Genomic DNA, 15527 nt, shown 5'->3' with positions numbered 1-15527 from the left:
CCAGGAGCACCCGCATGGCCTTCTTCGACAAGCCCCTCGACGACCTGCGCGCCTACCGGCCCGAGCCCGAGGAGCCTGCGGACTTCGACGCGTTCTGGAAGCAGACGCTCGACGCCGCGGCGGCCGCCGCCACCGAGCCGGAGCAGGCGCCCTTCGACGCCGGGCTCGCGACCGTCGAGGTGCGGGACGTGACGTTCTCCGGCTGGGCCGGGCAGCCGATCAAGGCGTGGCTGATGCTGCCGCGCGAGCGCAGCGGGCCGCTGCCCGCCGTCGTCCAGTACATCGGGTACAACGGCGGGCGCGGCGTCCCGTGGGAGTGGCTCACGTGGTCGGCGGCCGGGTACGCGCACCTCGTGATGGACAACCGCGGCCAGGGCGGCGGCGGCAAGACCACCGCCGACACCCCGGACGTCGCCCCCGAGGGCCACGGGTCGTCGTCTCCCGGCTTCCTCACCCGCGGCATCGAGGACCCGGCGAAGCACTTCTACCGGCGTCTGATCACCGACGCCGTGCGCGCCGTCGACGCCGTCAAGGCGCTGCCCGAGGTGGACCCGACCCGGGTCGCGGTGGTCGGCGGCAGCCAGGGCGGCGGGCTCGCGCTCGCCGTCGCCGGCCTGCGCGACGACCTCGCCGGGGCGATCGCCGACGTGCCGTTCCTCAGCCACTACCGCCGCGCGTCGCAGATCACGGACGAGGGTCCGTACGCCGAGATCGCGCGCTACCTCAAGGGTCACCGGTTCGAGGTCGAGGACGTGATGCGCACGCTGTCGTACTTCGACGCCACCAACTTCGCGGCGCGCGCCCGCTGCCCCGGGTGGTTCTCCGTGGCGCTCATGGACAAGATCTGCCCGCCGTCCACCGTGTTCGCGGCCTACCACCGGTACGGCGGGCCCGCGCAGATCGAGGTCTTCCCGTACAACGGGCACGAGGGCGGGGCGGCGTACGACATGCCGCGCAAGCTCGCGGCGCTCGCGGGGGTGCTCGGCCCGCGGTGACGGCCCCCGACGGGACCGCGCCGCGGGGCGCGATGCTCGCCCTGTACGGCAACACGTTCGTCATGGCGACGGGCTTCTACGTGCTGGTGCCGCTGCTCGCCGTGCACCTGGCCGACGGGCTGGGCTTCGGCCTGGCGCTGGTCGGGCTGCTCGCCGGGATCCGTGCCGGCGCGCAGCAGGGGCTCCAGCTCCCGGCGGGGGTCCTCGCCGACCGGTGGGGCGTGCGGCGGACCATCGTCGCGGGCGTGCTCGTCCGTGCCGCAGGCTTCGGCGCGCTCGCCCTCGCGACGACGCCGCTCGCGGTCGGCGCGGCCGGCGTCGCCGTCGGCCTCGGCGGCGCCCTCTTCCACCCCGCGTCCTACGCCGCGTACGCGCGCCTCGGCGGCGCCCGGCCCGACGTCTTCGCCCGGCGCGAGGCGCTGAGCAACGCCGGGTTCGTCGTCGGCCCGCTGCTCGGCGGCCTGCTCGTGGCCACCGGGTTCGACGTGGTGTGCGGGGTGGCGGCAGGCCTGTTCCTCGCCGCCGCGCCCCTGACCTGGTGGGGCCTCGGGCGCGCGGCCGAGCCGGCGGCCGCACCCGAGGAACCGCTGGCGCCCGACGCCGAGGGGCACCCGCCGTCGTCCGGCGGGATGCGGCGCGAGGCGCGGCGCGCGCTCGTCGCGCTGTGCGTTCTCAACGCGGCGGCGTGGGCGATCTTCACGCAGCTGCAGCTCGTCGTGCCGCTGCGGCTGGACGCCGTGCTGGGCAGCAGCGTCGGCGTCGGCGCGGTGTACGCCTCGGCCGCCGTCCTCGTGCTCGTGCTGACCGTGCCCGTCACGCGGTGGCTGCAGGCGCGGCTGCGGCTGCCGGTGGTCCTCGCGCTCGGGGTCGCGACCATGGGGGCCGGGATCGCCGTCCTGGGCGGCGGGCCCGGAGTCGCGGCCCTGGTCGCCGGGATGGTCGTGTTCACCCTCGGGCAGATGGTCTTCCAGCCCGCGATGAGCGCCGTCGTCGCGGCGGGAGCGCCCGCCGCGTCCGTCGGCACCCGGTTCGGCGTCAACGGCCTGGCGCTCGCCGTGGGCGGCGTCGTCGGGTCGTCCGTCGTGGGTGCGCTGCTCGCCGGGCCGCTCTCCCACGGCGGGTGGGCGTGGGCGGGGTTCGCGCTCGCCGGCGTCGCCGTCGCCGTCGGCTACGGCCGGGTCCGGGTCGGCTGAGCGGCCGAACCGGACCGCGGGCCTCGGCGGGAGTCAGGCGGGCACGACGGGCGGGACCGTCCAGGTGGCGAGCTCGTCGAGCCGCGGTCGGTACAGGCGGACGGTGAAGTTCCACCCCTCGGGCAGCGGGATGCGGTGGGGCGTGTCGTCGGGCCAGTCGCCGAGGTGGATCGTGACACGGCCGTCCGGGTCCGGCGTCGCGAAGACGGAGTTCACGTTGGTCAGGCCGCTCGGGCCGGGCTCGAAGTAGCCGTCGGCGTTGTAGACGCTGAGGGACCAGAACGCGTCGGCGGGGACGTCGTCGAACGTGATCGTGTACCGGCCCACCGGGAGCCGCGGCTCGACGTTCAGGTACGACGCCTCGGCGTCGGGCAGGCCGCCCCACCCGAGGGCCGTGCCGACGAGGTGCCGCACCGGGTCGACGTCCTCCGCCCGGCCGAAGCAGTGCTCCAGGCCGCCCATCGTGCGGCCGAGGGTGAGCAGGGCCCCGCGCACCTCCTGGTGGCTGGCCGGGTCGTACTCGGGGCGCACGAACTCGCGCTGCTCGGCGGTGGCGAGGGCGAGCCCGTCCTGGAGGCGGTGCACCTCCTCGACGTCGGCGGGGCTCGTCGGGTCGAAGAGCGTCCGCGCCGCCACGACCACGTAGTCCGTGCCGAACTCGTCACGGGAGAGGACGGACGAGCCGGCCTCGCGGACCACCCGGTTGATGTGGTGGTCCTGGTTGATCACCATCACCGACAGGTACCGGTCGCCGACCTCGGGCACCGTCAGCGTCGCGTCTCCCGCGCCCAGGTCGACGATCGCCACCGAGTACAGCGTGTCCCGGTTCTGCCGGATCACCGGCTGCTCGTCGAGCGGAGCGAGGGCGCGGTCGTGGTGGAAGGTGCCGAGGCCGCCCACCATCGGCAGCATCCTCGCGATCATCGTGTCCGTCTCCGCGCGGGCGAAGTTGTCGATGCTGACCTGGACGGCCATGGCCGTACCTCCTCGGGGGTGCGGGCGACGTCCCGCGGGGAGCTGCGGGACAGGGGTGCGTGACGACGGCCGGGCCCCGCCGCAGGTGGCGCGGCCCGGTCGCGGTGTCACGCTATGGGTGCGCGGCCCGCGGCGCGCGCCGGACCACCGAGGGAGGGAACGTACGGATGCAGGGGTACGTGCTGAGGCGCTACGGCCACCCGGGCGTGATGGAGCTGCGGGAGGTGCCGCGCCCGGTCGCCGGGCCCGGCGAGGTGCTGGTCCGCGTGCGGGCGGCGGGCCTGAACCCGATCGACCACAAGACGCGCGACGGCGGCCTCCGGGTGATCACCAGGCTCCGGCTACCGCTGGTCGCGGGCAGCGAGCTCGCGGGCGAGGTGGCGGCGGTCGGCGCGGGTGTCACCCGGTTCGCCGTGGGGGACCGGGTCTTCGCGCGGGTCGACAAGCGGCGCCTCGGCGCGTTCGCCGAGTACGCGGCGGTCGCGGAGGACCTGGTGGCGGCGATGCCCGCGGCGGTCGGGTTCGTCGAGGCCGCCTCGCTGCCCCTGGCCGGGCTCACGGCCCTGCAGGCCCTGCGCGACGAGCTGCGGGTCGCCCCCGGCGACCGCGTGCTGATCACGGGCGGCGCGGGCGGCGTCGGCACCCTCGCGATCCAGCTCGCGGTCTGGCTCGGCGCGGAGGTCACGACGACGGCGTCCGCCCGCGGCACGGCCCTCGTGCGCTCGCTCGGCGCCGCGCGGGTGGTGGACTACCGCGCCGAGCGCTTCGCCGACGTCGTGTCCGACCAGGACGGGGCGTTCGACCTCACCGGCGGGCAGGACCTCACCGACGCCTTCACGATCCTGAGGCCGGGCCGGACCGTCGTCTCCGTGGCCGGACTCCCGGACGCGACGACGGCGCGCGTCGACCTGGACGCCGGCCCCCTCAAGGCGGCCCTCCTGTGGGCGGCGAGCACCGCCATCCGTCGCCGGGCCCGGCGCGCGGGCGTCCGCTACCGCTACCTCTTCATGCGCCCGAGCGGGGCGGACCTCGCCGTCCTGGCGGGCCTCGTCGACGACGGGCACCTGCGCCCCGTGGTCGACCGGACGTTCGCGTTCGCCGACATCGCCCGCGCGTTCGCCTACCTGGAGCGCGGTCGCGCGAAGGGCAAGGTCGTCGTGGAGCTCCCGGGCGAGTGACCGGGGCCCCTCAGGCGAGCCGTGCGACGAGGCAGGGGCCGCCCTCGTAGATGCCGCCGTCGACGGCGAGCGCGCGGCCGCCGGCGTAGGAGTGCGGCTCGGTGACGTCCGTGTACGCGCGGCCGAGCATCTCGGCGACGATGCTGTGCCCGTGCACGACCCGGTCACCACCGAGGTGGTCCAGCAGCTCTCGTACGGCCCGCGGGCCGTCCTCCCCGCGGAAGGCCGCGCGCGACGTGAGGTCCCGCCACGTCTCCCACCACACGACGAGGTCGTCGCTCGCCAGCCGGTCCCGCCCGGCGGCGTTCAGGTCGTCGAGCGTCCGGCCCCACCCGAGGTAGGCGAGGGTGTCCGAGTGCACCAGGAGCGCACCGGCGTCGTGCGCCGCCATCGGCAGGGCGCTCAGCCACGCGACGTGCTCGTCGGTGAGCCGCGCCTGGTCGCGGCCCAGGCCGCCGTTGCGGGCCCACGACCGCGCGAAGCTCCGTTCGGGCTCGCCGGGCGGCGGGACCGTCGTCGCCCCGAACCGCCGCATCCCGAGCGCCAGCACCTCGTGGTTGCCCAGGAGCGCCGCCACGGCGCCCCCGGACTCGTCGACGAGCCGCCGGACGAGGTCGATGACGCCGACGCCGTCCGGCCCGCGGTCCAGGTAGTCCCCGAGGAACCAGAGCCGGGCGTCCCGGCCGGCCCATCGGCCGTCGGCGTCCGTGAGCCCCTCCTCGGCCAGGGCACGCACCAGGACGTCGCGGTAGCCGTGCACGTCGCTGACCGCGTACACCCTCGTCATCTGCCGTTCGCTCCGTCCGTCGTCCGGCCGTGCGAGCGGCCCGTGGGGACCATCCGCCGGGGACGACCTTAACCGCGACCGCGCGCTCGGTCCCGAACGCGGCACCGTCGGTCGGGGCGACCAGAAATGCGTTGCCGAGGGGCCGGTGGTCGCTGCGACCCTGGGGAGCATGCAGACTCCCGCCCCGATCGACCTGGTCACCTGGCCGCGCCGGCAGCACTTCGCGCACTACCGGGCGTCGCCGTGCACCTACGCGATGACGGTGGAGCTGGACGCGACGGCGTTCGCGGCGGCGCTGCGCGCGTCGTCGCGCCGCACGTACGTGGCGCAGGTGTGGGCGCTCGCGACGGTCGTGAACCGGCACGACGAGTTCCGCATGGTCCTCACCGAGGACGGCGCGCCCGCCGTCTGGCCGGTCGTGCACCCGGCGTTCACCGTGTTCCACGTGGAACGGGAGACGTTCTCGTGCGTCTGGGCGCCCTACGACGCCGACTTCGGCGCGTTCCACGACGCCGCGACCGCGGTGCTGGCCGAGCACGGGGGCTCGACGGACTTCTTCCCCCAGGGCGCGCCGCCGCCGAACGCGTTCGACGTGTCCAGCCTGCCGTGGGCGTCGTTCACCGGGTTCACGCTGAACATCCGCGACGCCTGGAACCACCTCGCGCCGATCGTCACCCTGGGCCGGTACGTCGAGCGGGGCGGCCGGGTGCTCCTGCCGATGGCCGTGCAGGTCCACCACGCCGCCGCCGACGGCTTCCACACGGCGCGCCTGGTCACCGAGCTGCAGGAGCTCCTCGACGACCCCTCGTGGGTGGGCTGAGCCACAGTCCGGGGGTCACCTGCCGGACGGCTCGACGCCCGGACGGCGAGACGGCTTACCCTCTAGTCCCGTGAGCGAGAACCTGGGATCCACCGGCTCGATCGAACGCGTGGTGGCACGCCACGAGATGCCCGACCCCCTGCGGGACGACATCCGCCTGCTGGGCGGGCTGCTCGGCACCGTGCTGAAGGAGGCGGGCGGTCAGAGCCTGCTCGACGACGTCGAGCGTCTGCGCGGCCTGACGATCCGCGCCTACGGGGCGGACGACGGCGGCGCGACGCTGGCGGAGGCGGCCGAGGTCGTGGCCGGCTTCACGCCGGAGCGCGCCGAGCAGGTCGCGCGGGCCTTCACGTGCTACTTCCACCTGGCGAACCTCGCCGAGGAGTACCACCGCGTCCGCGTGCTGCGGGCGCGCGAGTCCGACGCCGCGTCGGGAGTCGTCATCGAGGACTCGCTGCCGCAGGCGTTCACGCAGCTCGCGGAGGAGGTCGGCCGCGACGAGGCGCTGCGGCGCCTGGGCGAGATCGAGTTCCGCCCGGTCCTCACCGCGCACCCCACCGAGGCCCGACGTCGCGCCGTCTCGGGCGCCGTCCGCCGCATCTCGTCGCTGGTCGCCGACCGCGACACGATGCGCCCCGGCGGCACCACGCTCGCCGAGAACGAGCGCCGCCTGCTCGCCGAGATCGACACCATGTGGCGCACGTCGCCCATCCGCGCGCACAAGCCGTCCGTGCTCGACGAGGTGAAGACCGCGATGGGCGTCTTCGACGCCACGATGTTCTCCACCTTCCCCGAGGTGTACCGCCGCCTGGACGACTGGCTGCTCGACGGCGAGGCCGGCAGCGTGCCGCCCGTCGCGCGCCCGTTCGTCCACCTCGGCTCCTGGATCGGCGGCGACCGCGACGGCAACCCGAACGTCACCGCCGAGGTCACCCGCCAGGCCGCGACCCTCGCCGCCGAGCACGCGCTCGGCGCGCTCGAGAAGGCCGCCGTCGAGACGGGGCGCAAGCTCACGCTCGACGAGGAGGGCACGCCGGCGTCGGCCGAGCTCAAGGCGCTGTGGCAGCGGATGAGGCAGCTCTCCGACGAGCTCGTGACCCGCGCCGCCGCCGACTCGCCGAACGAGCCGCACCGCGCCGCCGTCCTCGCCGTGGCCGGCCGGGTCGCCGCGACCCGCCGCCGCGACGCGGACCTCGGGTACCGGGAGCCGGAGGAGCTCGTCGCCGACCTCGAGGTCGTGCAGCGCTCCCTCGTCGAGGCGGGCGCCCCGCGTGCCGCCTACGGCGACCTGCAGAAGCTCGTGTGGCAGGTGCAGACCTTCGGGTTCCACCTCGCCGAGCTGGAGGTGCGCCAGCACTCGCAGGTGCACGCCGCCGCCCTCGCCGAGATCGACGAGAAGGGCGTCCACGGCGACCTCTCCGAGCGCACGGTCGAGGTGCTCGACACCTACCGCGCCCTCGGCGCCGTGCAGAAGCGGTTCGGCATCCGCGCCGCCCGCCGCTACATCGTGTCGTTCACGCAGGCGCCCGAGCACCTGGCCGCCGTCTACCGGCTCGCCGCGCTCGCCTTCGAGGGCAGCGACGACGCCCCCGTCGTCGACGCCGTGCCGCTGTTCGAGACCTTCGACGACCTGGAGAACTCGGTCGACATCCTCGAGGCGATGCTGAAGTTCCCCGAGGTGCAGCGCCGCCTCGCGGAGAACGGCCGGCGCGTCGAGGTCATGCTCGGTTACTCGGACTCGTCGAAGGACGTCGGCCCGGTCGCCGCGACCCTCGCCCTGCACAAGGCGCAGTCGCGGATCGCCGAGTGGGCGCAGCGCCACGACATCACGCTGACCCAGTTCCACGGCCGCGGCGGCTCGCTCGGCCGCGGCGGCGGCCCTGCCAACCGCGCGGTGCTCGCCCAGCCGCCGCACTCGGTGGACGGCCGGTTCAAGCTCACCGAGCAGGGCGAGGTCATCCTCGCCCGCTACGGCGACCCGACGATCGCCGCGCGGCACATCGAGCAGGTCGCCGCGGCGACGCTGCTCGCCTCGGCCCCGACGGTGGAGAAGCGGAACGCCGACGCCCGGGAGCGGTTCGCGCCGCTGGCCGCCGCGCTCGACGAGACGTCGCGCGCTGCGTTCCACGGCCTCGTGAAGTCCGAGGGCTTCCCGCAGTGGTTCTCCCAGGTGACGCCGCTGGAGGAGGTCGGCCTGCTGCCGATCGGCTCCCGCCCGGCCAAGCGCGGCCTGTCGGTCAACTCGCTGGACGACCTGCGCGCCATCCCCTGGGTGTTCTCCTGGTCGCAGGCGCGCATCAACCTCGCGGGCTGGTTCGGCCTCGGCACCGCGCTGCGCTCGGCGGGCGAGCAGCCGGGCGGGCTCGAGGAGCTGCAGGCCGCGTACCGCGAGTGGCCCCTGTTCACCACGCTGCTCGACACCGTGGAGATGGGCCTCGCCAAGACGCAGGAGGACATCGCCGCGCAGTACCTGGCCCTCGGCGACCGCGACGACCTCGCGGACCTCGTGCTCGGCGAGCTGCGGCTCACCCGCGAGTGGGTGCTGCGGGTGACGGGCAACGAGTGGCCGCTCGCCAACCGCCGCGTCCTCGGCCGCGCCGTGCAGCTGCGCTCCCCGTACGTCGACGCGCTGTCGCTGCTCCAGGTCCGCGCCCTGCGCGCGCTCCGCAGCCAGGGCGTCAGCGAGGGCCTCACCGTGGACGACGGCGAGTGGGTGGACGGCGGCCACAAGGACCGCTGGCAGCACCTGCTGCTGCTCACCGTGAACGGAGTCTCCGCGGGCCTGCAGAACACGGGCTGACCCGGTCCGTCGTCGTGGGCGCTCGTTCGGCGCCGTTCCTCAGAGGAATGGCGCGAACGAGCGCCCACGACGTTCTAGGGTGACCGCTCATGAGCCTGGTGACGTTCAAGGACCTGTGCGTCGACGCCGTCGACGCCGCTGCTCTCGGACAGTTCTGGGGGCGGACCCTCGGGCTGCGGGTCGAGCCGCTCGACGGCGGCGACGTCGTCCTGCGCGACCCGGGCCCCGACCCCGCGACGGCGCGGACGATCTGGGTGAACACCGTGCCGGAGGCGAAGACGGTGAAGCACCGCGTGCACCCCGACGTGCGCGCCCGGTCGCTCGACGAGTTCCCCGACCTGCCGCGCCTCAGCGAGCCCGGTCGGTTCCACTACACGACGCTGGCGGACCCCGAGGGCGGCGAGCTCTGCGTCTTCACCGCCGACGAGGTGCCGGCCTACCGGCTCAAGGACATCGTCGTGGACTGCGCGGACTACCGGACGGTCGCGGCGTTCTGGCACGGGCTCCTGGGTGGCACGCTCACCCAGGACGACGCCATGGACTACGCCTACCTGGACGAGGGCGCGGGCGTCCCGTTCGAGTCGTTCGACTTCGTCCCCGTGCCGGAGCCGAAGACGGTCAAGAACCGCTGGCACTGGGACGTGACCCTGAACGACGGCGTCACCGTGGACGACCTCGTCGCCCGCGGCGCGCGGGTGGTGCGCGCGCAGGACGACGAGATCGGCTGGACCGTCATGGGCGACCCGGAGGGCAACGAGTTCTGCGTCTTCCAGCCCTGACCCGCCCGGGCCGGGGTGCGGCTCAGGGGCGGGCGGCGAGGGCCGCGAGCACGCGGTCCACGCTGCTGCGGATGCCCCACCGCTCGGCGAGGGTGTCGAGCGTCTCGGGGTCCTTCGCCGCACGGGGCAGCGTCGCGTCGACCTCCCCGACGGGGGCGTCGTGCGCGACCTGCACCACCGTGGGCGCGACGTCGAGGTAGGGGGCGGCGTCGAGCAGCTTCTGCCGCTGGGTCGGGGTGATCCCCTTCGCACCGTGCTCCGCCGCGGCGCGCAGCCCGGCCAGGTCGCCGAACGCGGCGAGCAGCTTGGCCGCCGTTTTCTCGCCGATGCCGGGCACGCCGGGCAGGCCGTCGGACGGGTCGCCGCGCAGCGTCGCCATGTCGGCGTACGCCTGCCCGCTGGGCACGCCGTACTTCTCCGCGAGCCTCGCCTGGTCGACGACGTCGGGGTCGCGCACGCCGCGCGCCGGGTACAGCACGCGCACGCCGGCCGCGTCGTCGACGAGCTGGAACAGGTCGCGGTCGCCGGTGACGATGTCGACGCTGGCCGGCATCACCATCCCGACGGCGCCGGCCACGGGCAGTGCGGTCGCCGCGCTGCGCGCCACCTCGCGGGTGACGAGCGTGCCGATGACGTCGTCGGCCTCGAAGCCCGGTGCCCCGACGCGGGCGATGCCGAGCGCGGCCAGCACGTCGACGATCACGGGGACCTGCGGCGTGAGCGCGTCGGGCACCTCCTCGACGTCGGGCTCCCCGGCGGGCGTGACCGCCGCGACCCGGTGCTCCTTGTACGACCCGATCGCCTCGACGCGGAACGCCGGACGCCAGTCCTCGTCCCAGCACGCCACGAGCCGGTCCGGCCCGTGCTCCGTGACGAGGAACGCGATCATGTCCAGCAGGCCGCGCACCGCGTTGACGGGCTTGCCGTCGGGGGAGCGCAGCGAGTCGGGCAGGCCGAAGAAGGCGCGGAAGTACAGGCTCGCGGAGTCCAGCAGCATGAGGCTCACCGGGTCAGCGTGCCACAGCCCCCCGACCCCGAGCTCCCACGACGTCCTAGAGCAGCCGGCCCAGGAGGACGCCGAGGCCGATGCCGACGACGACGGCCGCCAGCGTGAGCGCCATGGTGCCGAGGGCGTTGGCCAGGGCCAGCCGGGGCCGGCCGGAGCGGGCGAGGCGGACGGTCTCGACCATCGCCGTGGAGAAGGTGGTGTAGCCGCCGCAGAACCCGGTCGCGACCCCGAGGCGCCAGGACTCGAGGTGGGCAGGGTCGCCGGCGCCGAGCAGCACGCCCGTGACGAGGCCGATGAGCAGCGATCCGGACACGTTCACCACGACGGTGGCCCACGGGAACGCGGCGCCGGGCGTCCGGGCCCGCACCGCGCCGTCGACGACGAACCGGGCGGCGGCGCCCAGCCCGCCCGCCACGGCGACGAGCAGCAGCGTCGCGGCGGCGCTCATCGCGGCCCCCTCATCGCGACCTCCGGCGAGAGCCGAGCAGCACGCCCGCGAGGCAGGCGAGATACCCGAGCGCCAGCGTGCCGAGGGCGTACGCGAGTCCCTGCCCCACGGATCCCGAAGCCAACAGCCGTTCGGTCTCCAGGGCGAGGGACGAGAACGTGGTGAACCCGCCCAGCACGCCCGTGCCGACGGCCAGCCGTACCCGCTGCACGACGGGCGTCTCCGGTCCACGGGCCGCGAGCGACTCCAGCAGCCAGCCCAGAACGAACGCACCGAGCACGTTGGCGGCGAGCGTCGCGACCGGCCACCCGTCGACGGCGGGCCACGCCTGCGCCAGCCCGAACCGGGCGACGGTGCCGACGGCACCGCCGGCCGCGACCAGCGCGACCGGACCGGGGCGCCGGTGGGCCGGGCGTACGCGTGCGGGCGGGCTGCCCGCCGTCACGACGCGTCGCCCGCGTGCCGGTCGGGCAGCACGACCACCGGCCGCGGCTGGTCGTGGACGAGGTGCCCGGCGACGGTGCCACCGACCAGGTGCGTGGCCCAGCCCCGCAATCCGGGGCGGCGCGCGCCCACCACGATCAGGACGGCGTCGTGGACGGCTGCGACCCGGGCGAGCTCCGCCGCCGGGTCGCCGGCGGCGCGCTCGAGCCGCCAGCGCACGGGGCTGTCGGCCAAGGCGGCGGCGACGGCGTCGGACAGGCCGCCGTCGTCGGCGGGGGAGCCTGCGTCGGGGTCGACCGGCACCACGGCCCCGGACGGCTCGCGCACGGACGCCTCGTCCACGGCCACGCACACCAGCTCGGTGCCGAGCGCGGCCGCCAGGTCGGCGGCGCGCCGGGGCACGCTGGGTTGGCGGTCGTGGGGCACGCCCACCAGCACCGGACCGGTCATGCCGCCATCGTAGGCAGCGGGCCGGTCAGGAGGTCCGGTCGAGCACCGGGAGGCCGTCGTCGTCCAGCCGCTCCTGGTCGTCGGAGCGCACCCCGAGCAGCTTCGCCATGGGCGTGCCGGTGAACCCGTACACGATCGCGGTGAGCAGCACGACGCCGAAGATCACCGGCACCAGCTGGGGGAACGGCTCGCCGGCGTCCTCGAACCGCAGCGCGAACACCGAGGCGGTGGACGCGGCGACGATGCCGCGCGGCGCCATCCAGGCGATCATCGCGCGCTGCGACCAGGGCAGGCCGGTGCCCAGCGTGGAGACCGACGCCACGAGCGGCCGCAGCACCAGCACCAGCAGTGCGACGATCCCGATGGTCGGCAGCGCGTACCGGGCCAGCGCGTCCAGGTCGATCCGCGCCGACAGCACCACGAACAAGGAACCGATGAGCAGCAGCCCGACGTGCGTGCCGAACTCGTGCAGCGGCTCGGTGCGCGCCACCCGCTGGTTCGCCAGGGCGGCGCCGAGGGCGGTGGTGGCGAACAGCCCCGCCTCGTCCTGCCCGGCCTCGGCGAGCGCGTAGGCGCCGAGGGCGAACGCGACCGCGAGCACGACCTCCGTCTCCTTCGGGACCCCGCCGAAGCGGATGATCAGCACGAGCAGCGCTGCCGCGACGATGCCGACGAGGAGGCCCCACGCGGACGTCAGCAGCAGGCTCGTGCTCTCGGCGTGCAGGACGACGTTCGCGACGGCGAGCGCGACGGTCGCCCCGATGGGGTCGATGAAGATGCCCTCGAACGCGAGCACCGACTCCGCGGGCTGCTTGGGGCGGATGATCGCGAGCAGTGGCCCGACGACGGTGGGCCCGGACACGATGAGGATCGCGCCGATGACGGCGGCCCGCCCCCAGGACAGGTCGAGGAACAGGTGCGTGATCACCGTGGCGCCCAGGCCGGTGAGCAGCGCGCCGGTGGTCACCAGCCCGAGGACCGGGCGGCGCGCGCCGCCGCGGAGGCGGCCGAAGTCGAGCTTGAGCGACTCCTCGAAGAGCAGCAGGCCCACGGCCATCGAGACCAGCGGGAAGAGGGCGTCGCCGAAGACCTCGTCCGGGTCGAGCCACCCGAGCACGGGGCCCACGAGGAGGCCCAGCACGAGCAGCAGCAGGATGGACGGCACCCGGAGCCGCTTGGCAGCGACCTGTCCGGCCACGCCCACCGCGACGACCAGCGCGATCCCGCCGACGAGGTCCATGCTCACTCCTCCGCGCCGTCGCGCCGCCGGGCCTCCGCCTCGCGGGCGGCGCGCTCGCCGGCCTCGAGGTTGCGGCGTCGTCGTGACGACCACACGCCCTCGCCGCGGCCGGACGGCTGGTCGGGGTCGTGCAGCAGCGTCGAGTCGACGAGCTCGTGCCGCTGCAGGTAGGTGTTCCCGAGGGCCTGCACGGTCGCGAGGATCGGCAGGGCGAGGAACGCGCCGAGCGCGCCGAAGACGGCGCCGAACCCGAGGACGCCGACGAACGACACGGCCGGGTTCATCTCCAGCGCCCGGGCGCTGACCTTCGGGGAGAAGATGAGGTTCTCCACCTGCTGGTACGCGACGATGAAGATCAGCACGGCGATCGCCTGCGGCAGCCCCTGCGCGGCGAGCGCGACCGCCACCGGCAGGGCGCCGCCGATGTACGTGCCGATGGTGGGCACGAACTGCGACACGACGCCCGTGAACACGGCGAGCGGCAGCGCGTACGGCGTCTGCACGATCACGAGGAAGACGAACGTGAACACGCTCGACAGGGCGGCGAGCACGACGCGGGAGCTGATGAAGTCGGAGACCTTCACCTGCGTGATCTCCCACAGCGTCAGCACCTCCTGCTGCCGGTCGGGTCGCAGCCAGGCGCAGATGGCGGCGCGGAACTTGGGGCCCGCGGCCATGAGGTAGTACGTGATGAGCAGGATCGTGGTGATCGCGAACAGGACGCCCACGATGGAGACGCCGACGCTGATCGCACCCGTCGCGACGTCCTGCCCCCACTGGTCCAGGGCCTGCGCGACGAGGTCGTCGGAGTCGGGGACGGTGACGTCCCAGCGCGACTCGATGCCCTGCTGGATGCTCGTGTAGAGGTCGGGCAGCGACGAGACGAGCTGGATCAGCTGCTGCACGAACAGGTTGCCGAACAGCGCGAACACGGCGAGCACGACGACGATCGCCCCGCCCAGCGAGACGCCCGCGGCCGCCCCGCGCCGCCACCCGTGCCGCACGAGCCACACGACGATCGGCTCGAGCGCGAGTGCGACGAAGAAGGAGATGAGCACGTTGACGGCCAGCCCGCCGAGCTGGCCGAACGCGTACGAGAGGAAGGTGGCGACGAACACGGCCACCACGACCATCACCAGCGCACGCGGCAGCCACCGCGGCGGGTTCTTGCTGTCGTGCTGGACGGGACGGACGGAGTCGTCGACCTCGTCGGACTCGCCCTCAGGGTGCTGGGCGTCCGTGGTCATGCCGGAAACGTAGCCCAGCGCGGCGTGGGGGGCGCGCTGGGCCGCAGGTCAGAGGGCGGGCAGCCGGTCGGGCAGGCCGAACCGGGGGAACCAGGTGGCCGTGTCGAGGAACGTGGTGATGCCGGTGATCCGGCCGCTGCCGTCGTCCTCCAGCACGGCGAGCCCCCACGGCGACCAGCCGCCGGTGGGGTCGCGCCGGTACTGGCCGTACGCCATCGAACCGTTCGCCTGCACGGGCACGCAGCGCGACCCCTCGCAGCCGGAGCCGGGACCCGTCATCCATCGGATCACCTCGGAGCGCCCGTGCACCCACATCGTGTAGGGCGGCATGTTGAGCACGGCGTCCTCGTGCAGCAGCGCCACCAGGGCGTCCATGTCGTAGCGCTCGAACGCGTCCAGGTACCGCTCGAGCAGCGTCTGGTCGATCTCGTCCCACTCCGGCTCGGGGGCGTCGGCGCCGTCGTCGCCCGCCCGACGCAGGCCCTTGCTGCCGAGGGTGGCGCGGGCGCGCTGGAGCGCGCTGTTCACGGAGGCGACGGTGGTGTCGAGGAGGGCGGCGACCTCGGCGGCCGACCAGCGCAGCACCTCGCGCAGCACCAGCACGGCGCGCTGCCGCGCGGGCAGGTGCTGCAGCGCGGCCACGAACGCGAGCCGGATGGACTCGCGGCCCACCGCGACGTCGGCCGGGTCGCCCTCGCGCGGCAGGACGGCGTCGTCGGGCACGGGCTCGAGCCACCGGTCCTCCGCGAGGACGTCGCCGAAGTACTGCTCCTCCGCCGGCTGCGGCCCGCCCAGCCCCATGGGGCGCTCGCGCCGCTTGGACGACCCGAGGTGGTCGAAGCACACGTTGGTCGCGATGCGGTACAGCCACGACCGCAGCGACGACCGCCCCTCGAACCGGTCGTACGAGCGCCACGCGCGCAGCAGCGTCTCCTGGACCGCGTCGTCGGCCTCGAACGCGCCGCCGAGCATGCGGTAGCAGTAGCCGGTGAGCTCGCGGCGGTACGGCTCGAGCAGGGCGCCGACGTCCTCGCCCTCGCCGTCGGACGTGGGGGAGGCGTCGGTCGCCGTCGCCCCGGGTCGGGACGGCGCGGCGGCGCGCTGGGCGGCGTGTGTCACGTCTCACACCGTACGTCGTACCGCCGACACCCGGGAGGGGTGT

The 15527-nt window shown here is 74.7% G+C and carries 15 protein-coding genes; 6 read left to right on the top strand and 9 right to left on the bottom strand.

The features are described from left to right. The first annotated feature begins 14 nt into the window (after positions 1–14). Together ACFQ8T_RS00155 and ACFQ8T_RS00150 are read left to right on the top strand one after the other, a co-directional pair. Positions 15–995 carry an acetylxylan esterase gene (locus ACFQ8T_RS00155; RefSeq protein WP_430544549.1) on the top strand — a complete coding sequence of 327 codons (981 nt, stop codon included), beginning with the start codon at positions 15–17 and terminating at the stop codon, positions 993–995. Next, the gene (locus tag ACFQ8T_RS00150) at positions 992–2188 is read left to right on the top strand and encodes an MFS transporter (protein WP_430544548.1); all 1197 of its coding nucleotides are present in this window, start codon (positions 992–994) and stop codon (positions 2186–2188) included. The genes ACFQ8T_RS00155 and ACFQ8T_RS00150 overlap by 4 nt, the downstream gene beginning before the upstream one ends. A 33-nt stretch (positions 2189–2221) precedes the next feature. Here the strand turns inward: ACFQ8T_RS00150 and ACFQ8T_RS00145 are convergent, their stop codons facing one another. After that, positions 2222–3163, bottom strand: a complete 942-nt coding sequence (locus tag ACFQ8T_RS00145) for a DUF1254 domain-containing protein (RefSeq protein WP_430544547.1) — start codon at positions 3161–3163, stop codon at positions 2222–2224. A gap of 167 nt (positions 3164–3330) precedes the next feature. On the opposite strand from ACFQ8T_RS00145, the gene ACFQ8T_RS00140 reads away from it, so the two are divergent. After that, positions 3331–4341 (top strand): NADP-dependent oxidoreductase, encoded by a 1011-nt coding sequence (locus ACFQ8T_RS00140; protein WP_430544546.1) that lies wholly within the window; start codon positions 3331–3333, stop codon positions 4339–4341. Between the two features lie 10 nt (positions 4342–4351). Here ACFQ8T_RS00140 and ACFQ8T_RS00135 read toward each other — a convergent pair whose 3' ends face one another. Further along, positions 4352–5128, bottom strand: coding sequence for a metallophosphoesterase family protein (locus tag ACFQ8T_RS00135; protein WP_430544545.1), 777 nt, complete (start codon positions 5126–5128; stop codon positions 4352–4354). Between the two features lie 169 nt (positions 5129–5297). Here ACFQ8T_RS00135 and ACFQ8T_RS00130 point away from each other — a divergent pair, with 169 nt between their 5' ends. The 3 genes from ACFQ8T_RS00130 (at position 5298) to ACFQ8T_RS00120 (ending at position 9527) form a co-directional block, all read left to right on the top strand. Continuing rightward, positions 5298–5948: a CatA-like O-acetyltransferase gene (locus ACFQ8T_RS00130; RefSeq protein ID WP_430544544.1), complete on the top strand. Its 651-nt coding sequence runs from the start codon at positions 5298–5300 to the stop codon at positions 5946–5948. Positions 5949–6075: 127 nt separating this feature from the next. Continuing rightward, positions 6076–8748: a phosphoenolpyruvate carboxylase gene (locus ACFQ8T_RS00125; RefSeq protein WP_430545077.1), complete on the top strand. Its 2673-nt coding sequence runs from the start codon at positions 6076–6078 to the stop codon at positions 8746–8748. Positions 8749–8837: 89 nt separating this feature from the next. Continuing rightward, a complete protein-coding gene (locus tag ACFQ8T_RS00120; protein WP_430544543.1) occupies positions 8838–9527 on the top strand; it encodes a VOC family protein in 690 nt (229 codons plus the stop codon). Between the two features lie 22 nt (positions 9528–9549). Here ACFQ8T_RS00120 and ACFQ8T_RS00115 read toward each other — a convergent pair whose 3' ends face one another. Genes ACFQ8T_RS00115 through ACFQ8T_RS00085 form a run of 7 tightly spaced genes read right to left on the bottom strand, consistent with a single transcriptional unit; the run spans position 9550 to position 15484 of the window. After that, a complete protein-coding gene (locus ACFQ8T_RS00115) occupies positions 9550–10524 on the bottom strand; it encodes a 5'-3' exonuclease H3TH domain-containing protein (RefSeq protein WP_430545076.1) in 975 nt (324 codons plus the stop codon). A 55-nt stretch (positions 10525–10579) separates the two neighbouring features. Next, on the bottom strand, positions 10580–10984 hold the full coding sequence (locus tag ACFQ8T_RS00110; protein WP_430544542.1) for a fluoride efflux transporter FluC: 405 nt from the start codon (positions 10982–10984) through the stop codon (positions 10580–10582). A 10-nt stretch (positions 10985–10994) separates the two neighbouring features. After that, entirely contained in the window at positions 10995–11429 is a 435-nt protein-coding gene (locus tag ACFQ8T_RS00105; protein ID WP_430544541.1) for a fluoride efflux transporter FluC, read from the bottom strand. Then, positions 11426–11878 carry a universal stress protein gene (locus ACFQ8T_RS00100; protein WP_430544540.1) on the bottom strand — a complete coding sequence of 151 codons (453 nt, stop codon included), beginning with the start codon at positions 11876–11878 and terminating at the stop codon, positions 11426–11428. Before ACFQ8T_RS00100 ends, ACFQ8T_RS00105 begins: the two co-directional genes overlap by 4 nt. Positions 11879–11903: 25 nt before the next feature. Then, a complete protein-coding gene (locus tag ACFQ8T_RS00095; RefSeq protein WP_430544539.1) occupies positions 11904–13118 on the bottom strand; it encodes a cation:proton antiporter in 1215 nt (404 codons plus the stop codon). A gap of 2 nt (positions 13119–13120) precedes the next feature. After that, a complete protein-coding gene (locus ACFQ8T_RS00090) occupies positions 13121–14365 on the bottom strand; it encodes an AI-2E family transporter (RefSeq protein WP_430544538.1) in 1245 nt (414 codons plus the stop codon). 48 nt (positions 14366–14413) lie between these two features. Further along, positions 14414–15484: a sigma-70 family RNA polymerase sigma factor gene (locus ACFQ8T_RS00085; RefSeq protein WP_430544537.1), complete on the bottom strand. Its 1071-nt coding sequence runs from the start codon at positions 15482–15484 to the stop codon at positions 14414–14416. Positions 15485–15527 lie beyond the last annotated feature (43 nt).

This window comes from Isoptericola sp. NPDC056618 (assembly GCF_042792715.1).
In the GTDB taxonomy this organism is placed as follows: domain Bacteria; phylum Actinomycetota; class Actinomycetes; order Actinomycetales; family Cellulomonadaceae; genus Isoptericola; species Isoptericola nanjingensis.
This window is presented reverse-complemented; position numbering and strand designations above follow the sequence as displayed.